At 35.6% G+C, this 22,139-nt stretch carries 22 protein-coding genes and 1 pseudogene; all 23 read right to left on the bottom strand.

Annotation, left to right across the window (positions count from 1 at the left end; translation table 11 throughout):
- Nucleotide 1: 1 nt before the first annotated feature.
- Nucleotides 2-1,141 (bottom strand): hypothetical protein, encoded by a 1,140-nt coding sequence (locus GCWU000282_RS00820; protein WP_023353072.1) that lies wholly within the window; start codon nt 1,139-1,141, stop codon nt 2-4.
- 178 nt (nt 1,142-1,319) lie between these two features.
- Nucleotides 1,320-1,502, bottom strand: a complete 183-nt coding sequence (gene rpmF / locus GCWU000282_RS00815) for a 50S ribosomal protein L32 (protein WP_023353071.1) — start codon at nt 1,500-1,502, stop codon at nt 1,320-1,322.
- A 170-nt stretch (nt 1,503-1,672) separates the two neighbouring features.
- Entirely contained in the window at nt 1,673-2,218 is a 546-nt protein-coding gene (locus GCWU000282_RS00810) for a Holliday junction resolvase RecU (protein ID WP_023353070.1), read from the bottom strand.
- A 256-nt stretch (nt 2,219-2,474) separates the two neighbouring features.
- Nucleotides 2,475-3,536, bottom strand: coding sequence for an RluA family pseudouridine synthase (locus GCWU000282_RS00805; RefSeq protein ID WP_023353069.1), 1,062 nt, complete (start codon nt 3,534-3,536; stop codon nt 2,475-2,477).
- Nucleotides 3,537-3,611: 75 nt separating this feature from the next.
- Nucleotides 3,612-4,412 (bottom strand): hypothetical protein, encoded by an 801-nt coding sequence (locus GCWU000282_RS00800; protein WP_023353068.1) that lies wholly within the window; start codon nt 4,410-4,412, stop codon nt 3,612-3,614.
- 47 nt (nt 4,413-4,459) lie between these two features.
- Nucleotides 4,460-5,266 carry a hypothetical protein gene (locus GCWU000282_RS00795; protein ID WP_023353067.1) on the bottom strand — a complete coding sequence of 269 codons (807 nt, stop codon included), beginning with the start codon at nt 5,264-5,266 and terminating at the stop codon, nt 4,460-4,462.
- Nucleotides 5,267-5,317: 51 nt separating this feature from the next.
- The gene (locus GCWU000282_RS00790) at nt 5,318-6,115 is read right to left on the bottom strand and encodes a hypothetical protein (protein WP_023353066.1); all 798 of its coding nucleotides are present in this window, start codon (nt 6,113-6,115) and stop codon (nt 5,318-5,320) included.
- A gap of 42 nt (nt 6,116-6,157) precedes the next feature.
- Nucleotides 6,158-6,949, bottom strand: a complete 792-nt coding sequence (locus GCWU000282_RS00785; RefSeq protein WP_023353065.1) for a hypothetical protein — start codon at nt 6,947-6,949, stop codon at nt 6,158-6,160.
- Nucleotides 6,950-6,986: 37 nt separating this feature from the next.
- Nucleotides 6,987-7,781, bottom strand: coding sequence for a hypothetical protein (locus GCWU000282_RS00780; protein WP_023353064.1), 795 nt, complete (start codon nt 7,779-7,781; stop codon nt 6,987-6,989).
- A 25-nt stretch (nt 7,782-7,806) separates the two neighbouring features.
- Nucleotides 7,807-8,403: a hypothetical protein gene (locus GCWU000282_RS00775; protein ID WP_023353063.1), complete on the bottom strand. Its 597-nt coding sequence runs from the start codon at nt 8,401-8,403 to the stop codon at nt 7,807-7,809.
- A 119-nt stretch (nt 8,404-8,522) separates the two neighbouring features.
- Nucleotides 8,523-9,251, bottom strand: coding sequence for a pseudouridine synthase (locus tag GCWU000282_RS00770; protein ID WP_023353062.1), 729 nt, complete (start codon nt 9,249-9,251; stop codon nt 8,523-8,525).
- A gap of 187 nt (nt 9,252-9,438) precedes the next feature.
- Nucleotides 9,439-9,912: a nucleotidyltransferase domain-containing protein gene (locus tag GCWU000282_RS00765; protein ID WP_023353061.1), complete on the bottom strand. Its 474-nt coding sequence runs from the start codon at nt 9,910-9,912 to the stop codon at nt 9,439-9,441.
- Between the two features lie 163 nt (nt 9,913-10,075).
- Nucleotides 10,076-11,482, bottom strand: a complete 1,407-nt coding sequence (locus GCWU000282_RS00760; protein ID WP_023353060.1) for an RsmF rRNA methyltransferase first C-terminal domain-containing protein — start codon at nt 11,480-11,482, stop codon at nt 10,076-10,078.
- Nucleotides 11,483-11,488: 6 nt separating this feature from the next.
- Nucleotides 11,489-12,304 (bottom strand): GTP pyrophosphokinase, encoded by an 816-nt coding sequence (locus GCWU000282_RS00755; RefSeq protein WP_035038906.1) that lies wholly within the window; start codon nt 12,302-12,304, stop codon nt 11,489-11,491.
- Nucleotides 12,305-12,339: 35 nt separating this feature from the next.
- On the bottom strand, nt 12,340-13,704 hold the full coding sequence (locus GCWU000282_RS00750; RefSeq protein WP_023353058.1) for a PFL family protein: 1,365 nt from the start codon (nt 13,702-13,704) through the stop codon (nt 12,340-12,342).
- Between the two features lie 58 nt (nt 13,705-13,762).
- On the bottom strand, nt 13,763-14,035 hold the full coding sequence (locus GCWU000282_RS00745; protein WP_035038904.1) for an ACT domain-containing protein: 273 nt from the start codon (nt 14,033-14,035) through the stop codon (nt 13,763-13,765).
- 60 nt (nt 14,036-14,095) lie between these two features.
- Nucleotides 14,096-14,953, bottom strand: a complete 858-nt coding sequence (locus GCWU000282_RS00740; protein WP_023353056.1) for an MBL fold metallo-hydrolase — start codon at nt 14,951-14,953, stop codon at nt 14,096-14,098.
- Nucleotides 14,946-17,306 (bottom strand): cell division protein FtsA, encoded by a 2,361-nt coding sequence (locus tag GCWU000282_RS00735; RefSeq protein ID WP_023353055.1) that lies wholly within the window; start codon nt 17,304-17,306, stop codon nt 14,946-14,948. Before GCWU000282_RS00735 ends, GCWU000282_RS00740 begins: the two co-directional genes overlap by 8 nt.
- An 11-nt stretch (nt 17,307-17,317) precedes the next feature.
- Complete coding sequence (coaE, locus tag GCWU000282_RS00730) at nt 17,318-17,905, bottom strand: dephospho-CoA kinase (protein ID WP_023353054.1); 588 nt, start codon at nt 17,903-17,905, stop codon at nt 17,318-17,320.
- A gap of 17 nt (nt 17,906-17,922) precedes the next feature.
- Nucleotides 17,923-20,808, bottom strand: a complete 2,886-nt coding sequence (gene polA / locus GCWU000282_RS00725; RefSeq protein ID WP_023353053.1) for a DNA polymerase I — start codon at nt 20,806-20,808, stop codon at nt 17,923-17,925.
- Entirely contained in the window at nt 20,798-21,235 is a 438-nt protein-coding gene (locus tag GCWU000282_RS00720; protein WP_156913095.1) for a hypothetical protein, read from the bottom strand. The genes polA and GCWU000282_RS00720 overlap by 11 nt, the downstream gene beginning before the upstream one ends.
- A gap of 61 nt (nt 21,236-21,296) precedes the next feature.
- Complete coding sequence (locus GCWU000282_RS00715; RefSeq protein WP_023353051.1) at nt 21,297-21,815, bottom strand: peptidylprolyl isomerase; 519 nt, start codon at nt 21,813-21,815, stop codon at nt 21,297-21,299.
- Nucleotides 21,816-21,942: 127 nt separating this feature from the next.
- Nucleotides 21,943-22,139, bottom strand: a pseudogene (locus GCWU000282_RS16770) (IS630-like element ISCARN102 family transposase); the annotation flags it as partial.

The raw sequence follows: 22,139 nt of genomic DNA, 5'->3' as shown, positions 1-22,139 counted from the left end.
CTTAGTTCTCCTTTCTGTGTTTATATTTGATTTCTTCCAGAAATTCACCTTCATTTGACCTCAAATTCTTATTCTTATCTGTTATTTTTGTATAAACCTTTACTTTATTTGAATCATCCATACGATATACATGTAGAATCAATCCATTTTTCATTTTTATATCAGTTTTATCCTTATTATTATCTTTAAACTCATAGATTTTATCAGCAATATCATTTCCAAAAATAAGACTGATTCTTTTCTTGTTAATTACATTCAAATCAAATTTACAATAAAATGCAGGATTTCCGTTTTTACCGGCATTAGCCCTAAATCTTAATTCGGTATCTGCAGTATCAAGTTTAAGCCAGGCACCGTCACTTGCATCGTATATACCTGTATCTTCACTCGTAAACTCCGGAAACTCAACTTCTTTATAATATTCCTTAAAATTTTTAAAATTATTAAACAGATTATACTTTGTCATTTCAGGTTTAATATACTCATTATAAAGAATGTCTGCATTCAGGTATTTTTTCATATTAAAATTGTCAAAATCTTCTTCAGCCTGCATCTTATGAATATTATAAGAGATTAAATGTTCCTGCCTGTCCACTACCGGCAGCCACCTTTTATTTTGTAATTCTTTTTGAAACTTTTTGTCCTTACGATTAATAGGATTCTTGAACTTAAAAGCATTCGCAACATCTTCTTTGAAATGATGCTTTATCAAATCAAAAATTTTAGTTTCATTTTGTTTGGCAACTTTTTTCGTTACTTTATTATTTAACCATATTGATAGATTAACCTGATTTAACTTTCTGTTTCTCGTAAAAATTAAATCAGTATAATAATTGTATTTTTCAGGTTTCTCACTTTCAACTTTAACGGAATATTGAATAAAAGGGTGGTCAAAATATTCTCCTCTTATATCCATGTCAGGTACAAAAAATATCTTAACATTTCCTTTCAATGTTTTGCTTAAATCTTTTGCAAAACTTTCGACTTCCGGCAAGATAACAGGCTTATGTTCTTTTGCATTCCAAAGTAAAAATTTATTATTGTATTTATATGGATCTTTTTGTGCACCGGCATAAGTAGGTATTTTTGTACTACTTAATAAAATAAAAGCCAATAAAACTATAATAAATTTCTTTTTCATGCTTCAGCACCTCCGTATCTGTTACACTTTTTTAGATTAAATCCCGGACTAATACTGTTTGTAGTCATTAAGCTAATTGTTTTGGAATAATTATAAACCATTTAAGTAAAAAATTAAACCATTTAAACCACAAAAAAGCCACTTCCATTCAGAAGCGGCTTATATTGTTTACCCTAAATTAAGCTTCAACTTTAACGATCTCTTTCTTGTTGTAAGAACCGCAAGCTTTGCATACTCTGTGAGGAACCATAAGCTCTCCGCAGTTGCTGCACTTAACAAGTGCAGGAGCACTCATCTTCCAGTTTGCTCTGCGGGCATCTCTGTGGCCCTTAGAACTCTTATTCTTTGGACAGATTGACATGTGAACACCTCCCTTATCAATACTTTATATATTGTATTCAAAAGGATTTATCACATGGATAACAATCCTTGAATAAACAATAAAATTTCATACCTATGCATTATACAAAAATATATTTTTTTTGTCAAGTATTATCTTCTTTTTCAAACACAAAATTCACCCCAAATTACCTAAAATGTCAGGTGGCTGTCTCTTTCTTCCAAATCTTTTTCCAATCCTTCAAGATAAGGCACGGTAGTCTTTCCCGTGATATCCAGATAATATCCCTCCGTGAACTCTTCTCTTTTAATGCTCTTTCTGCCACCGTTTACAGCCCTTGTCCAGTATTTTTTAATTTCTTTAAAAGGTGAATAGTAGTATTCATCTGTATCAGAAAAATATATTACCATAAAGGCTATTCCGTCTTGAGCTTCAAAATCCTCCATAAATTTTACCTGATGCTCATGTATATTTTGAAGCGGAAAAGTGGGTTTATTACACTCTTTTGCATCAAAGCAAATCGGAATACCCTGAACCACCCCTATATAATCCACTGTACTCTTACTGTCAAAATACGCAAGGGTAATCTGGCCCTTATCATTTATATTTACAGGGGTAATCGGTGTCGGTACTTTTTGGACAAGGGCAAGTCCCTGTTCTCTGTATTTATCGTTTGTCATATTTATAAGAGTCTCAAGAAGTGAACCTCTGAGACCTCTGGAATTCCAAGACGGCATATAATCTCCTTTTTATTTAGAGTACATAAATATTCGTAATCCGCTCATTTTTTGCGTGTCAAGAGATAACAACCCCTAAATATTCAAGTCAAGGGGCACATACCTCTAATTTCACATATTAAAGTATAATAAACCGTTTTCGGTCTGTGACTATAGGGGGATATGACCTAATATTTGCAAAATATCGAAATTTAGTTTAGCCCTCTAAAGCATTAACGTTTTAGAGAACTAAATTAAAGTGTAACTATTAATGATATTAAATATTAAACCCAAGCTTGTTTGCAACTTTTTCAAGCCTTTCAGGCAGTTTTGCACTAAAACTTCTCTCACTTAAATATGCAAATTCCCCCTCAAACTTAGGGAACTTAATTTCATAAGAATGTAAAAACTGAGTGTTAAGCCCCATTCTTCTATAATTTGTATTCTCTGATTTAAGTCCGTATTTACCGTCACCTATTACAGGATAGCCAAGGAAGGATAGGTGAGCCCTGATCTGATGGCTTTTGCCGGTTATAAGTTCAACTTTAAGCAGACTGTGTCCGTCTTTTACCTGCAGAACTTCATAGGCTGTTTTTATGTATTCTGCTCCCTCAACCTTGTCTTTATAGATTTTAACTGTATTGTGATTATCATTTTTTAGAAGATAGGCTTCAGCAGTGAAATTATTAGGAATTTCTCCCTTAACTATGGTCAGATAATATTTTGTAAGCTTTCTGGTTTTAATAATATCCGAAAGAAATCTAAGCCCTGTAAGAGTCTTTCCTGCAAGTATAATTCCGCTCGTATTTCTGTCAAGCCTGTTCACAACCGCAGGCTTAACCGTAAGCATATCTTCTGCTGTAAGGCTTCCTGAATTTATCAGATAACTGATAAGCCATTCATTCATAGATACATCGCCTGTTTTTGCTATCTGCGAAAGCACATTTACAGGTTTGTTAACTATAATAATATCCCTGTCCTCATATATGACCTTTGGTTCATCAAATTCCCATTTAAGGGATTTTAAGAAATCATACAGGGAATCGTCACTACCGCTTTCAACGCTATCCTCGGCAGTAGCAACATATTCCCTGTCAGCAGTCTGTGACAAAGTCACTTTCCCTCCAAATTTGACTATGGTCTCATCTGCAAGGAAAAGTTTGACTTCATCATTTTCTTTTAATAATTCATTTCCGGCAGCCTTCTTGCCGTTTAGTACTATGTTTTTCTTTCTAAGCATCTTGTAAATGAAGCTTGTGGGAGCATCTTTTAAGAATTTCATCAGATATTTATCAAGTCTCCCACCGGCATCAATATGCTTTATTTTAAGTAATATCATTTAACGGTTACCTTTTTAATAAAATATGATTAGGGCATCAAAAGTATTTGACACCCGGTAATCTAAATCATGAATTTAAGGCTGATACGGAAGTTCAATCTCCACTACCTGTCCATTTTTCACAGTAATGCCTGCCGGTATGTAGTAGCCGCTAAATTCCCTATACAATGACTCGAGAGTTAACGCTTTATACTCATCAGGGCTCTCCGTATAATCCTTAACTTTTACATTTCTGGCCAGTTTAGCAGTATATGCCTCAGTATCCAGTGATATCATTACACCGTCTGAACCGTATCCGTTACCTGTATGATAAGTTATACTTTTATTATTTTTGTACGAAATATCGGTAATAAATATATAACCATCAGATTTGGCTCTTGGAGTTTTTTTGAAAAGCTCCGCAACTGTTATTCTGAAAAAGTTTTCCAAATCCAGGTAATAAATCAGGTTTTCATCATAAAAAGTACTGTCAAATTTAACATAAAACTGGTCAAGAGTTTGGCGTTTCTTTCCCTTTTTATCAATCAGCACCTTGATAATCTGGTCCTTGTAAAAGTAAAGACGGTATTCAGTTTTTTGTTTAGTTTCTACTCCATAAGCGAACATCAGATCTTTACCTAGCAAATAATAATCAAATCTAATTACAGCTTCATCAGAATACTTATCACGGTACTCTATACTCTTTTTGGTAAGCTTTTTAGGCTGTTTGTAGTAATATTTTTTAATTTCGGCTATTCTTTGCTTCATTTCTTTTTCACTAAAAACTATATGTCCTACAGCAGTTTTAGCCTGAGTAATCTTAGCAGGGATGAAAAATGAAACCACCATCAAAAACAATACTGCTAAGCTCATTTTAATCGTCATTTTTTTTAACATACCATTACCCCCTCATTATCATACATTCCAAATTGTGGTTTATCATTTTATGCAAGATATGGAAGTTCAATTCTTATAATTTTACCATTTTCTGCAATAATACTGCAAAGGACAAAACCTGATTTAGTTTTGGCAAAATCATTTATAAACCACTTAAGTGAGCGTGTTTCAGGCTCAGTAGGAGACTCGGTATAATCTAACACCTGTACTTTACTGTCTAATTTTGCAGTGTATGAAGCCGCATCTAAGGATAAATACATTGCTCCCGGTCCATATACAATACCTGTATGATAAGTTATTTTTCCTTTTGAAATATTGGTAATATATACCTCTTCTTCCGACTTTATTCTATTTTTTCTTGGAAACTCATCAGCAAGTTTAATCCTGAAAAAGTTCTCTAAACTTATACACAGATGAATTTCATTACTTTCCTCCAAGTGTTTAAGTTTTCTATACAACTGTGTGTAGGTTTTTCTTTCTTTTCCTTTTTTATCAATCACCATCCTGATAAGCTGATTTTCGTAAAAATAAAGCCTGTATTCAATGCCTTGTCCCTTTCCGTAGGCAAACATCAATTCCTTATCTTTTAAGTAATAATTGAATTTAACATCCTTATTCTTGCCCTTTAAGGTCCAGTCATTAAAGATCGCTGTTTTTACAGTAAGAAGCTTGGACTTATTGTAGTAGTAATCCTGAATTTCCTTTACTCTGCTTTCAACAGTTTTATTTGAAAATATCTCATGATTTGCGACAGTTTCAGCCTTTGCTGTAATTTCCCCCGATGGTAACAGGGTAAATACTGCAACGAGTAAAAGCAACATCAATCCTGTTTTACATAAATTTTTAATATTCATATTTTTCTCTCCCCTTTCATAGTCAGATAAAACAAATCATCCACCTTTACCTTAATCCTGATACATCAGACTGACTTCAACTATTTTCCCATTCTTTTCTTTAAGGCTTGCAGGAATGTAGTTTCCTCTGGAACTAAAGTTTTCTTTCAACCACTCAACAGTTTTAAGTTCATAATCAAGCGGAGCATTCCAGTAACTTTTTATTTTAACATTTTTTGATAATTTAGCTGTATAAGCCTTGGCATCAAGAGATACAATTCCTGTCTCATATAAATACGATTCGCCGGTATGATAGGTCAGACTTGTATTTGAAACATCGGTAATATATATCCATTTTACGGTCTTTGTCCCATCTTCTTTTGTGAAAAGAGATGCATACTTTATCCTAAAAAAACTTTCAAGTTCCATATATAAGTTCAGTTCATCATCATATTCTGCAGAATCAGGATCATTATTAAGTTTTTTATAAAGCTGGTTGAAGGTTTTAGACTTTTTACCTTTCTCATTAACTAAAAACTTTATAAGCTGGTTTTTGTAAAAATAGAGGCGGTATTCCTCCTTATATTCTCCTTTGCCATACGCAAACATAAGATCATTACCCTTTAAATAATATGTAAATTTTATTTTTGTGCCCATATCATCAAAAGGTGTATTCTTTTTTGTAAGTTTCTTAGACTGATTATAGTAATAATTTTTGATTTCAGCTATTCTTTTTTGAATGGTTTTCTCAGAAAAAATCTTGTGTTTTGCAACAGTTTCAGCCGCAAAAGTCTTAGTAGGCATCTGTGTAAACAGTGCCACAAAAAATAATAACATTAATCCGATGTTAATTATTCTTTTTCTTATCATTATATCATCCCCCTCATTTAAGAAAATAATGATTATTCCAAATTATGACTCAAACGGAATCCTAACCTCAATCAATTTGCCCTTCTTTGTTACAAGTTCACAAACATCCAGATAATCTCCGATTCTTTCTTTAAGCCACTTAACAGAACGTAATTTAGGTTTTGCAGGGTCTGAAGTATAATCCTTTATTTTTACATTTTTAGTCATTTTTACTGTGTATGGTTCAGGATAAAGTGATCTGATGGACATATCCTTCCCACAGCCATGTCCCAAATGATAAGTCAGGCTCTTGTCTGAAATACCTGTTATAAATACTCTCTCTCCTGTAACCGTTTTTGAAGTCTTTGATACAACATCATCCAGCTTTATTAAAGAGAAATCCTCAAATTCCATATAAAGACTGAGGGTTTCATCATAAGAAGAGGTATCAAGCTTTTTATACAACTGCGTATATGTCTTGCGTTTTTCACCCTTTTTATCTACAAGAAGCTGAATCAGCTGGTTATCTTTGAAGTAAAGACGGTACTCGGTATTTTTGCTCTTGCCGTAAGCAAACATTAACTCTTCACCATCAAGATAATAGTTAAAGTTTGCCTTTCCGCCATCAAAAGACCAATGTTTGAATACTGCCTTTTTAACAGTGAGTTCATCACGTTTATTGTAATAATAATCCTTTATCTCAGCTATTCTTTCTTTAACTTCCGCATTGGAAAAAACTTCATGTTCGGCTACTGTATCAGCCTTTACTGTAACAGACTTTAACGAAAACAAGTTAAATACCATAGAAAATAAAAACAAAACAACACTAATTTTACATATTCTCTTAATAGACATATTCTTTCCCCCTTATACTCTCATTATAATTTTTAGCTTAATAACCTTCCTGAATAATAATCTCAACTATCTTTCCGTTTTTTTCTTTAATATCAGCCTCGACATAATTTAAGTAATCAATTGCATACATAAGATCATCAAGATTTTTCGTCTTATATGTAGAACCATCTTCAAGAGGTTTTATATAATGAGACTTTACTATTACTTTATCCGATAGTTTTGCAATGTAGGCTTTAGTATCAAAGCTAATATATTCTCCGTACACCTTACAGGTATGATAGGTTATACTCTTATTCGAAGCATCAGTTATAATAACCTGCTTTATGGTCTTGGTTCCATCCGTTTTTTTTAAATGGGCAGAGTATTCCTTTTTGAAAAGATTCTCAAGTTCCATATAAATCTGTGCATCACCTACCAAATAGTTTTCATCTTCTAAAAGTTCCTTATAAAGCTGTGTATAAATCTCTCTTTTCTTGCCTTTTTCATCATAAATCATTTGAATAAGCTGATTTTTATGGAAATAAAGGCGAAATTCCATATCATCATTTTTTCCGTAAGCAAACAGAAGATCTTTTCCCTTCAAATAATAAGTAAATTTGATACTTCCACCCGGAAGTATATTACCTCCAAAGCTTATTTTTCTTGTAGTCAGCTTATCAGGTTGTTTGTAGTAAAACTTTTTGATTTCAGCTATTCTTTTCTTAATGATTTTCTCAGAAAAAATCTGATGATTTGCAACCGTTTCCGCATAAACAGCCTTAGATGGTATTACATTAAAAAATGTAATCAAAAACAGCACTACAATTCCAATTTTAAATATTTTTTTTAACATACTTTCCCCTTTCAATCGTAATCTACTAAACTGTAAAGTACTCCATACTTTCTGCAAAGCCTTTAATCTCAGACATTTCCCCCTCTGACAGCTTATTTTCCGGAAATGCTTTGATAAACTTATCCATGTCGTCAAAAACGACTATATTATCCCCCCTTCCCTGATTTTTTAGATGTTTGTCTATATAAGCTTTGGCTGCATCAGTTTTTTTCTTATAATCATATTCATTTCTGACAGATTTCCCTGCTTTTTCCTTGTAACCTAATATTCTCCCCTTAAATACAGCTACGAGGTCAAGGTGCATTACATTTTCTGCTGAAGTGAATACCGGTGAATATAGCAAAATGCCTTTACCTGCTATATTCTCCTCAGCCTTAACCAAGGTCTCACCTTTCATTTCTTTATAGGGCAAAAGAATAAAAAATGTGGCTAAACTCCTTCCGACAGGAAGTACAAACAACAAGGCTAAAACCGAAAATATATTTCTTGGCTGCATTTTATTTAGCAAAAGTCCGACAATAAAAATGATAACTGCTGCCAATACATTTAAGGCTACATTTAAGAATAATTTATTTTTTCTGTACGTGAGATAGCCTTTTTCAAACTTATTATATTTCTTCATAAAAATTCTTACTCCAATTATACAATATTTTATATATTTTTTCACTAATTTTAGTTCGAATTATTCAAAAATATTCCCTGAAATACATGAACTATTAAGTGAATAACCGGAAATTCATATTACTTTTTAAGTTGCCCTATTTCTTCCTCTGTAAGTGCCCTTACTTCGCCTAATTCTAAATTGTCATCAAGCTTAAGACTTCCCATAGAAAGTCTTTTCAGGTATATAACCTCATTCTCCACAGCCTCAAACATACGCTTTACCTGATGAAATTTCCCTTCAGATATGGTAATTTTAGCCGCAAATTTCTTTACATCATCACAGATTTCAAGCCTTGCAGGTTTACAGATAAAGTCTCCCAAATCTAACCCACCCGCAAAAATCTCTATATCAGATACTTTTACAGGGCTTTTAAGCTCTGCATAATAAACCTTATCCACATGATTTTTAGGAGAAAGCAGTTTGTGGTTTAATTCCCCGTCATTTGTAATCAGTAAAAGTCCCTCCGTATCCTTATCAAGCCTGCCTACAGGGGAAAGTTCGTTAAATCTCGGACAGCCGGTTCCTGTTTCCTTGAAAACATCCATAACCGTCTTTGTCCTGCCCTTTTCGGTAGAGGTTATTACTCCCTGTGGTTTGTTCATCATATAGTAATAGTATTCTACATATCCCACCGGCTTACCATCTATACAAATTTCGTCATTATCTGTATCTACCTTGGTTTCAGGGCTTTTGATAACAACTCCGTTAGCCGTAACCCTGCCTTTTCTTATATATTCTTTAACCTTGCTTCTGGTTTCAGAGGTCATATCTGATAAATATTTATCAAGTCTTATTGTTTTTGACATTGGCTGCTCCGTTTCATAATATTAATGACCTGCCTTATATTTTCATTTAATTTAAAATAAGTATATTCCCTTAAACTTAGAGGTTTACTATAGTAGTATTCTTTTTAATCTCAATCCAAAGCATAATTTTACCTACTTTTAACTCTTAGAAATCATCACCAGCAATTCAGAAATATCATTTTTAGAATTATCCATATATCTTTATTCCATCTTTCAAAATTTCTTCCAGTAATTCTATATTATCCTTTAACCCGGCAACCTCTAAAACATCTACCTTTTTATGTAATGAACTTCTTATTTCTTCCACTAAACCATAAAACTTAAGTCCTTTAATATCAGTGGAAATAAGAATATCCACATCACTATCTTCTCTTGCCTTACCTTTTGCATAAGATCCAAAAAGATAACAGAAATTTACCTTATATTTACTAAAAACCTCTGAACATTTCTGCTTTATGTATTCAATTTCAAGAATCCCATGTTCCTCATCAATAGGGTTAATTTCTGATAATTTCTCAAAAATGTAGTTATATTTTATACTTCCTTCTTTTAAGCTATCATTTTCATATGATTTATATGAACGTAAAGATATTCCAACCAAATTCGCTGCATCTTGCTGTGTTAATTTTTTATCTATTCTTAATCTTTTTAACTTTTTCATAATTTGCACCTCTATAATCAGCTTAGTGCAAAAATTGCACTTTGTCAATATTAAAAGTGCAAATTTTGCACTTTCTATCTATATAAGGTGCAAATTAATTAAACTTAAAATTTAAACTAAATTATTGAGAGTTAACTCCGGGATCTAAATCTTTCATTAATCCCTACATCATCCTCCAGCCCGCAAAGTACTTATTTTTTACCGTAGTTCCCGAAAGCTTTCCAAATCCCAAAGGAAAACCGTTAATTCCAATCAGAATAAAAGCTCCCTTTTCAGCCTTATCAAGTTTATTTTTTACAAGCTCATCCTTTGTCACTTCTATCGTTTCACATTTTAGGTATTTAACCACTCTCTCATCATCTGCATCTAAATCAAGAAAATACTTGGATTCGTCTTTAGTACGTGACATAGCAAAAGGTTCACTTGGCTCAAATCTTCCTTTCTTTCTATCTCCCACATAAAGTCCGTTTCTAAGAATCCTAAGCCCGGTGACATCCGGCAGCCCCTCAGGAATAAGATAGAGTTTCTCTCCATGTAACTCAAGTCTTGCCAGTTCTTCATTTGTTAAGCCCCAGCTTTTAAGGAAAGCTTCTTCTTCATTAGAGAGCTTAACCCTCTTTACATTAGTTTCAAAATACTTAGGATAATCAGTTTTCTTCTTATGAAGCAAACATAGAAAATGTCCCTCTCCCTCCATCTTATGTGGCCAGAGCCGCACAGCACCTCTTATTTCTTCTTTGTCTGAACCTATCCATTCAGGATGTCCTGAATCAAAGCCTTCATAACTGTCATTGACAGGTATTACTTCAAGCTCGGGAAACATTGTTAAAATATAGTTAATTGTACCCTCGTTTTCATCAGGCGAAAAAGTGCAGGTTGAATACAGTAAATATCCGTCATCTGACAGCATATTTACCGCATTAGGAAGTATATCTTTTTGTAAATCATTATAATAACCTGTGCCATACTGTTCCCAGTTCTTAATAATGGCAGGCTCTTTCCTAAACATTCCTTCTCCTGAACAAGGTGCATCCACCAGAATTTTGTTAAAATATCCCTTAAATACATCACTTAAATTCTTCGGAGTTTCACTTGTAATTAAAGCATTTTTAATGCCGAATACACCTAAGTTTTTAAGCAGAGCCTTTGCTCTGGTAGCAGATATATCATTTGATACAAGTACACCTTTTCCATTTAGCTTAGCTGCAAGCTCTGTACTTTTACCTCCCGGTGCGGCACAAAGGTCTAATACCCTGTCTCCGGGATCTACCCGAAGAATATTGGCGGGAGTTTGCGCAGAAGGCTCTTGTATATAATAAAGACCCGCATAATAGTAAGGGTGTCTGGTAGCGGCAAATACAGAACCATCAAAATAATAGCCGTTATCTATCCAAGGAATATTTTCCGTTTTAACCACAGAAAGTCTCTCCCATTCCTTAGGAGAGACCTTGGTTCTGTTAAGTCTTAGTCCCTGTAAAGGACTTTTATTGTAGCTTTCAAGGAATTTATCATATTCCTCTCCAAGCATATTTTTAATTTTTATTAAAAAACTTTCCGGTAAATTTATCATTAAATATTACAAATTCCTTTCCGGCAGGCTCTGACTGTGATATCCTTCCGATATAGTATCCAGCTCCTTGCTAAACTTTATAAGAGTGTTCAAATCTCCGGTTGCATAGATATCATAAAACTCTTTCTGTATCTTGGTTACTTCTCTGTCATTAGCCACCTTATATAGGTTTTGAATGTTGTTTAGTATCTGAGATACAATGCTTGCTTTAATTCTGAATGAATTCTGTGCATCCACAATTTCATTTCTGATTGCAGACATTTCTGTATCCAGTTGAACTATAGCGGCAGCAGAGTTTTTAAGCCTTTTAGATACATTCTCAGGCATGTTTCCCTTATACTTATACTGAAGCGAATGCTCGATTATAGCCCAAAAATTCATAGCCAGGGTTCTAACCTGTATTTCTACCTTCACCGTCTTTTTACCGGTCAGAGTCTCCACATTATAAGATGCGATTATGTGGTAACTTCTGTAACCGCTGCGTTTTTGATTGCTTATATAATCTTTTTCTTCATGTACCACCAAGTCAGAACGTTTTTTAATCATTTTTATAACATTTGCAATATCATCTTCAAACTGGCAGATAATTCTGATACCCGCAATGTCTTCTATTCTGTTTTCTATGTCATAAAGTGGAATTCCTTTTTTTTGAGCTTTTTCTATAATGCTGGAAATTCGTTTAACTCTGCCTATAACCTGTTCAATAGGAGAATACTGCCCCATCGCTCTATAATCTTCAATTATATGATTAAGCTTTACAACAAGTTCATCCACCGCAAGTCTGTAAGGTGCTAAAAATTCACTCCACATCTTAGTTTCCATAGATAACCCAACCTTCATTAATTTTTTAAGCTGTCTTAATTTTTGAAACTATGTATAGGTGCAGGTATTCTGCCACCTCTATTAATAAATTTTTCACAAGAAAATCCATTCACAGGCATAATCGGAGCATAACCCAGAAGTCCTCCGAATTCAGCCTGTTCTCCGACATCTTTCCCAACTACAGGAATAAGTCTTACCGCTGTTGTCTTCTGATTTATCATACCTATTGCCATTTCATCAGCTATTATTCCCGAAATGGTCGAAGCTGAAGTACTGCCCGGAATTGCTATCATATCAAGTCCAACTGAGCATACGCAGGTCATAGCCTCAAGTTTTTCAATACTCAATGCTCCATCCAAGACAGCATTTATCATCCCCTGATCTTCACTTACAGGGATGAAAGCACCGCTAAGTCCACCTACATAAGAAGACGCCATAACTCCGCCCTTCTTAACCTGGTCATTGAGGAGGGCAAGGGCTGCTGTTGTACCCGGAGCACCTGCATGTTCAAGTCCCATTTCATAGAAAATATCTGCAATAGAATCTCCGATTGCAGGTGTAGGAGCTAGTGAAAGGTCTACTATTCCAAACGGAATACCAAGTCTTTTCTCTGCTTCCAAGGCTACAAGCTGACCTATTCTTGTTATCTTAAATGCAGTCTTTTTAATCTTCTCACAAAGGGTACCAAAATCATCTCCTTCAGAATGTTTGAGCACCGCTCTTACCACACCCGGTCCGCTTACACCGACATTTATTATTTTATCTGCCTCAGTAACCCCATGGAAAGCCCCCGCCATAAACGGATTGTCATCAGGAGCATTACAAAATACCACAAGTTTTGCACAGCCTATGGAATCCCTGTCCTTTGTAAGCTCCGCAGCCTCTTTAATGATTTCTCCCATCAGCTTCACTGCATCCATATTTATTCCGGTTTTTGTAGAGCCCAGGTTAACAGAGCTGCATATATGCTCTGTTTCTTTAAGAGCCTTCGGAATAGACCTGATTAAAAGCTTATCGGCAGGTGTGCTTCCTTTAGATACAAGAGCCGAATAACCGCCTATGAAGTTTACTCCGGTTGCCTCTGCTGCCCTGTCAAGAGTCTTTGCAATTGACACAAAATCTTCTTCTGTTTTACAGGCTGAATTGCCTATAAGGGCTATCGGTGTTACGGAAATTCTTTTATTTACAATAGGGATGCCGAATTCCTTGCCTATTTCATCTCCGGTCTTTACCAGGTCTTTTGCGGTTTCTGTAATTTTCTTATAGATGTTCTCATTTAATTTGTTTAAATCATCTGTAATACAATCTAAAAGACTAATTCCGAGAGTTATGGTACGAACATCCAGATGTTCATTCCATATCATGTCATTTGTCTCAAATACCTCTCCTAAAGTAATCATTATTCCTCCTAATCACTTATATCAAATATACCTGACTTTAATTACGCAGTTTCAAATATCAGATACGATGCATTTGATCAAAAATCTCTTCTCTCTGGATATTTGCCTTAAAATCACATTTTTCTCCAAGTTTCATAAAACCGTCCACTACAGAAGCAAATTCATTGTCTACCTCTGTAATATCAACAATAAGCATAATATTAAAGAAACCACCGATAAGAGTCTGCGAAACATCAAGTATATTTATTTTTTTCCCCGCAAGATAATTGCATATTTCTGCAAATCTTCCTACACTATCTTTTCCTACTGCTGTAATTACTGCTCTTTTCATATCCTCTCCTTCTTGGGGAATCCCCATAATTAGTATTGTAACTAAGCATTCATCTTAAGATTATGCTGTCTTTCCGTCTGTAATTACGGAAGCCTCTAATATAACTTTTCCGGATGTTTTATCCCGATTGGCTACTTCAATCTTTGTAAAGTTTTCATAATTTTTATGCTTCATCAACAATTCACACCTTACTGTTTCAAGTGCAAGTTCAGGCATATTATTCTCATCACTCAGATGTCCCAAAAAGACATGCTTCATATCTTCATTCCACAGTTTTGTTATAAGTTTTCCTGAGTTTTCATTGGAAATATGTCCCCTGTCACCCAGGATTCTCCTCTTTAGCCTGAAAGGATATCTTCCTGCTTCAAGCATCCTCTCATCATGATTTGCTTCTATGACCAAACCTTGCGATCCTTTAAGCCCATCTTCAATTTCATCAGTAATCATACCAAAATCAGTACATACAGAAACCTTGGTATCATATTTTTCAAAATTAAAGCCCATAGGCTCTGCAGCGTCATGAGGTATGTTAAAACAATTTACCTTAAAATCATTAAAACAGAAAGGGCGGTTTGCCTCTATTTTATACATCAGCTTTTTATAACTGTTATCAAAGCCTCTGCATTTAGTCAGTTCCGAAAGTGTTCCAAGACTTGCAAAAACAGGAATTTTGTATTTTTTCATAAGCATCATCAGTCCGTTTATATGGTCAGCATGTTCATGTGTAATGAAAATTCCTTTAACACTTTCTGTATCAATCGAAAAATCAGACAGACTTTCCACTATCCTTTTACAGCTTATTCCGCAGTCTACAAGAAAGTGATTTCCTTCCGAATCCCCAATAAGGCTTGAGTTACCGCTGCTTCCGCTGGCAAGTGTTGTAAACCATAATGAAGAACTTATTTTAGTATTATTCACTCCAAGCTATCCTAATCTGATCTCCGTCATGTATAGGTGAGGTAAAGTCCATATCTCCCACACCGTTTACTTCAAGAATCAGCCTTCCTCTGTATTCGCTCATATCAAAGGGATAGAAATCAAGCACATCAACGAGCAGATAATGTACCTTACCCTTAAGTGTTACAATTGTATCATTTACTTTAACCGTTATATCTTTTGCGGATGGATTAAATGAAGTCTGTGCTTTTTCAGGTATTTCCGAAACAGCTTCTTCCTGTTCGTAAACCGGTGCCACAGCCATAGCCGCTCCTTCAAAGCCTGTTGTAAATACGGATTCATCTGTTGTAGGCTCAGAGGCAGATACTTCCACCGGTATATCTTCTTCCTTTACTTCTTCCACAGCCTCATCCATATACGGTATCTCATCGGTTACAGTTTGAGGTGCCGCAACCGGTATAGATATTTCATCTTCACCCGAACCGAAAGTAATTGAATTTGCAGTTTCTTTATAAGAAGGTGCCGGCTCTGATACTGTAGCGGTTCCTATCTCTGTTTCAACGTATTCTTCATCATCGGGAAGTTCGTCATAGCTGCTGTAATTTACTTCCGGTTTAGCTTCTTCCTCTGTATAAGAAGCATTGTCCGTTACTGCAAAATTGTCATAAATCTTTGTATTCTCATCAGCAGGCATATTATTAACCAGTATGCCGTTATGATAAGGTAAATCAAGCATTTCCATAACCTGAAGCAGGGTATAATAATTTCTTATAACTACATTATCACCGTCAGCTACTTCATAGAAACCTGATACCAGCCTGCCGTTTACCTCCGCAAGTTTTGGACAGCTAAGCTCTTTTCCGTTGAAAATGATATGGAAAGGATTGTCCATTTCTCTTATCTTATTAACCAAAAGTTTTGCCGGAGCTCCGGATGTGGACGGTTTAATTGTAATTACATCATTCTTGGAAATAGGCTTGCTTATGCTTACAATATTTCCGTTCAGCTTGATTTCAGCAGGTTCACCAACTTCTCCTCTTTCAACCCTTCTTGTGCCGTCCAAGGTATAATTAATAGATTTCCCGCGCTTAGGAAAAAGATCATCATTTGAAAATCCATCCTGACTGAGCACATCATATATTGTCAGCTTATTATTATCATAAAGCTTGATTCTGGTATCGTTCAAAGTAACATATATGAAGTTGTTCCTAGATTCGTAATAGCTGTAACATATGCCTATAGGTGTGACCAACATAGGATCTTTTTCAACATTTTCATCTGCAAATTCAACTTCTCCGAGTACTTCTTTACCTCTTAGTGCAACTCTTTCCTTTTGTAATCCCAGAATTTCAGCAATATGCTCCGTAAAGCCTTTAACCTTACCGCCACCGCCTACTACAAATACTGCACTTACAGACTTACCGCCATTTAATTCTTTAATCTTCTCAGCTATTTCCTCCGTTATTGAATTAAGGGTTGGAGCTATGGTCTTAAGTATATCTTCTGAGTTCATTGTCTGAGTAATATCCATTATGTCCTTAAACTCTACCGTAGGATTCCCAAGATCTCTCTTAATCTCTTCAGCTGTATTAAAATCAACCAGGCAAAGTCTGGCTATTATTTCGGTAATCTCATCACCTGCATGAGGAATCATACCATAGGCTATTACGCAGCCATCATTGGTTATACATATATCGGAAGTACCTGCCCCCACGTCAACCAAGGCTATATTAAGCAGTCTGAATTTTTCCGGAATGGCTATATCTATGGCTGCAATAGGCTCTAAGGTAAGATTTGCTACATTTAAGCCTGCATTTTCAACAGCTGCATATAAATCATCAACCACGTCCCGGGGAAGAAAGGTTGCAATAAGCTCCGCATCTATCCTTGTACCTTTGTGCTCCTCCAGGTTAACCATTTGCTGGCCATTTATATAATAATGCATTACCGAATAGCCTACACAATAGAAATCGTTGCCCTTTTCCTCGGATGCCCTTATGGTCTTATAGGCTTCTTCAACTCCAAGCATTTCAAGGGTATGAATTTCATCATCATGGATTATGGTTTCTTCTGTAAACTCTATAAAAGGTTTTACCTTCACAGTCTTAAGTACACGACCTGCCGCCGCTATCGAAACCTCGGTCAATTCCTTGCCAAGCTCTGCTTCAAGCTTCTTCTTCATCTTTCTTATAGATTCAGATACTTTCGGAATATCATGAATCTGTCCGTCAAGCATAGCTCTGGTCTCATGCTCAGCCTGAGCTATAGCATAAACTTTAAAAGTATGTTCATCTTCCCTTGCACCAACAGTTCCGACCAGACTTCTGGTTCCTATATCCAGACCAAACACCGGCTTCTCAGGTAATTCCTGCATTGTACCCTCCTCTAATAGCTTTCTAATATATTTTTTATCTGAATTTCAGTCTCCGCCTCAGAACCCGAGTTATCTATAACATCATCCGCAATTTGTCTGAATTCTTCCTCTGTGTTCTGGCTTTCAAATATTTTTCCGGCTTTTCCCTTGTCTATACCACGATTATCATAAAGCCTTTTAAGCCTTATATCTTTGTCAGCATAGACAAACCAAACCTTATCACACTTTCTATTATACCTTACTTTTATCAAAAGTGCAGTCTCTAATGCAATATATTTATATTTTTTTTGTGTAAATTCAGCTATCCTTTTATCTACCTCTGCCTCTACAGCAGGATGAATTATATCGTTTAACTTACATAATAATTCCCGGTTATCAAAAACCAGACTTCCAAGCTTTTTCCTGTCAATAGATCCGTCTTCCGCAATCACCTTATTTCCAAAAATTTCAACAACCTTTTTATAAGCACTTTTACCGATTTCCATTACCTCATGCCCTATTGTATCGGTGTCTATAACGGCTGCATCAAATTTATCTCTTAAAAGAGAGGTAACTACAGATTTACCTGAGCCTATTCCGCCTGTAATTCCTATTACCAATGAAATTCCCTCCGAATTTAATGAGCATCATACCAATTATAGCCAAATTTAACATCTACCGAAAGCTTAACTTTAAGTTCGGCTGCCTTCATCATTTCCTCTTTAAGAAGCTTTGCCACAGCCTCTTTATCCTCTTCTTTTGCTTCTATCAGAAGTTCATCATGAATCTGAAGCAGAAGTCTTGAATCCGGAAATTCTGATTTAAGCCTTGCATTTACACTGTTCATTGCAATCTTGATTATGTCTGCGGCAGTACCCTGTACAGGTGAGTTCATGGCTATTCTTTCCCCAAACTGACGCTTCATAAAATTGTTGCTGTTAAGCTCAGGTATAGGGCGGATTCTGCCAAAATAAGTCTTTACAAAACCTTTCTCTATGCCTGTTTCTACCAGAGAATCCAGATATTTTTTAACCTGCGGATAAGCCTTAAAGTAATCATTTATATATTTTTCGGCATCCTTCCTTGATATACCGAGATTTTCGCCAAGTCCGAATGAGCTTATTCCATAAATAATACCGAAGTTTACAGCCTTTGCATTTCTTCTCTGCAAATCCGTAACCTCATCAAGAGGTACCCCGAATACGTGAGAGGCAGTTATCCTATGTATGTCCTCCTCGCCCTGATAAGCCTTTATTAACTCCTCATCTCCTGAAAGATGTGCCATTATCCTAAGCTCTATCTGAGAGTAATCCGCATCCACAAACACATAGCCTTCTTTCGGAACAAAGGCTTTTCTTATTCTCTTGCCAAGCTCCATCCTGATCGGTATATTCTGTAAGTTAGGTTCAGTACTTGAAAGCCTGCCCGTGGCAGTTACAAGCTGGTTTAGTTTACAATGTATCCTGCCATCTTCTTTTACATACCCTTCAAGTCCGTCCGTATAGGTAGACTTAAGCTTTGCAACCTGCCTGTAGTTAAGTACCCTTTCAACTATCGGATCTTCCAGCCTTATCCTTTCAAGCACATCTGCAGAAGTCGAGTATCCTGTTTTGGTCTTCTTTCCGTAAGGAAGCCTTAGTTTTTCAAAAAGTATCACACCGAGCTGTTTAGGAGAATTTATATTAAACTCCTCTCCCGCCATCTTGTAGATTTCTTCTTCATAATTTTTAATCAGTACATCAAGCTCCTCAGAGTATTCATGAAGCTCCTCTTTATTGAGCTTAATTCCTCTTTCTTCCATTTCATAAAGAGTTGAAACCAAAGGCATCTCAATTTCTTTATATAAATTCTCCATCCCAAGATTACTTAGCTCTGAAATTAACTTTGGTGCGGATAAAAGAGCCGCCCTTGCCGTAAATTCAGGATTTTCACCTGAGAGAATATCAGGATAATCACTTAACACCGCTTCTGCATTATGTTCTGTAGAAAGCGGATTTATAAGGTAATGTGCCACAGCTAAGTCATACACATTTTTATAATATGTCTGCTTAAAGAAAATTAACTTCTCTTTAAGTGAAAATGTGACAAATATAGTGTTGTTGCATCTATTAAAAAGTTTGTCCAGATTTACCTTCAGAAAATCATCATTGATAAACATCTCTTTCTTAATAAAAGTTTCTTTACTTCCCGAAAGTAAGGTAAGTCCTTCTTCATTTATATCAAAGCCTACATATTTTTCATTATTGCTTATATTTTTAAAACACTGTAAAGCCTCTTCCATATCACAGGTTTCCGCTCTTTCAAAGCTTATTTTAGGCTTTGCTTCCTTTTTTGTAACCTTGATAGCCTCTGCCTTTTCATGCAATTTATTTATCAAATTGATTCCGTTTTCAGAAATCAACTTTTCTGCAACAGCTTTATCAAGACTGTAAGGAAGTGAATTTACATCACTTTTCCCCGCACTCTCTTCATTTTCCAGGTCACTGATATCCACTGAGTTAAACTCAAGTGCTTTTATAATCTTTGCGCCGCCTTCAAAATCTATATTAGCAGTTAAATCCGACAATTCTACGCCGGTAGTATCAATATCTTTCTTTATAGTTGCAAGCTGTTCCGAAAGTCTGGCAGATTTTTCTCCAACCAGCTCAGTATCAGACGTTTTAAGAAGGTATGAAAGCGGAGAACGGTTTATCCCGAGTTCTTCCTTCCAAGCCTTTTTAATCTCATCAAGCTCTTTTTTATCTTTATTATTTATAGCCTTATACAGCTCATCAACTGTATGATATTTCCCTATAAGCAGCCTTGCCGTAGCCTCACCTACACCGGGTACTCCCTTTATATTATCCGAAGCATCACCCATTATTCCTTTAAGGGAATTTACATTTTCAGGCTCTACTCCGAATTCCTTTTTTATAAGCTCTTTATCATACACAAAACATCTGTCAGGTGCATTTACCTTGGACTTATCGATACCGTATTTTTTATACAGTTCATCTGTTTTTTCAGCAGTACCATGCATAAGCCAAAGCTTGATTTTATCATCCACCAATTGAAGATAGTCGTTATCCTTGGTCATTATAAATACCGGAATTTCAGACTTAAACTTCTCAGCCAGTGTACCGCAGAAATCATCCGCTTCAAAAGTACCGGACATAAACTGCGCTATTCCAAAGGCTTTTACTACCTCCTGACAGATAGCAAACTGGTCTGAAAGAGGAGCCATAGTCTCTACCCTGTTGCCTTTATAATCAGGATATATTTCCCTTCGAAATGTATCTCTGCTTAAATCCCAGGCTATGGCTATATGACTGGGTTTTTGCTCCCTGATGATTTTTAATAAATATTTTACAAAACCAAAAACTCCGTTAGTGTAGAAACCGTCAGCGGTCTGTAATATTTTATCATAATACTTTTCTTTTTCTTCTATGGTTTTTGCAAATAAAATCTGTCTCGGAAGGCTGCCGAAAAACTGAGTGGATAAAAGGCTTGAGCCATCTATTAACAAAAGGTAATTATTTTTCATACAGTCTTCTCCTAATTTCTATTTCTTTAGCCAGTTCTTCTATATCCACAAATGGATCCGATAGTACCTTGCTGTCGCTAAACCTGAAACGCATGCTTAAGTCGTTATCTATAAAACTCCTGCTTTCACTTGTTTCCGTCACCTTTATATCGGTTTCCGTCTTTACAGAAAGACCGGTGAAAAGAACTGCCGCTCCGACCACTCCCGGAAAAGCCACTCTTCTTCTTAGCATCCTGTTTTTATACTTTTTAATATCCCTCTTGGTTTTCTCAATAAAGTTATTGTATTCACCATGATAATTGTCAGAAGTTTCAAGCTTTCCTTCAAGTTCCTTCAGACAGTTAATAATAGTGTAGTAAATTTCAAGCTCGTCATTACATTCTTTGCACGTCAAAAGATGCCCAAGCATTTCCTCTTTCTTAGGCATATTTAGCTGTCCGTATATTAAAGGCCGAATATTTTTTTGAAATTCACTACACTCCATATTATCACATCTTTTCCGGTTCAGGATAATCCACACCCTTAGTATCTACAGTTACTTTTGCTATTTTTTGCTCTTCTTTCGGTCTGTCCTCAAAATCAGTCTTGGTCTCAGCTATTTCATTTACAACATCCATACCTACTATAACCTTACCAAAACCTGCATAAGCTCCATCTAAATGAGGTGATGTCTTGTGCATAATAAAGAACTGTGAACCTGCTGAATCAGGATGCATAGCCCTTGCCATAGACAGTACTCCCGGCTCATGTTTTAAGTCATTCTTAAAACCATTCTGTGCAAATTCTCCCTTAATACCATAGCCCGGTCCGCCTGTTCCAAGTCCTTCAGGGCAGCCTCCCTGTATCATAAAACCCTTGATTACCCTATGAAAAATAAGCCCGTCATAAAAGCCTTTTTTTACAAGTGAAATAAAGTTATTCACAGTATTTGGAGCTATCTCAGGATAGAGCTCTGCTACTATTTTTTTACCGTTTTCCATTTCAATTGTTATTTCCGGATTTGACATAAAATTACCTCTTTCTGTTTTTTATAATATATTTTCTTTTTTACAAAGATTGCAACAGCTTGTTTCCGTCGCAATTCTCACCTTACTAGTGTACTGGCACATTGATATTTAGTATTACAACAACTTCCTATCTGGAAGCTGTTGTGAACTTAGGATACAATGAATTCAATTTTACTCTGGCATCAACAGTTCGAAATTGCCAATAGACCTTTGCTGCAAAAATATTTCGCTCTACCTCCCAGGCTGCTAATTCTTCGCGAAGATTGGTAATGTTTTTAATCCTTCGTGACAGACACTGTCTGGTCATCACATTAAGTTCTATTT

This window comes from Catonella morbi ATCC 51271 (assembly GCF_000160035.2).
Taxonomy (GTDB): Bacteria; Bacillota; Clostridia; order Lachnospirales; family Lachnospiraceae; genus Catonella; species Catonella morbi.
The sequence above is the reverse complement of the archived record's forward strand: the minus strand, read 5'-3'. Positions and strand labels throughout refer to the sequence as shown.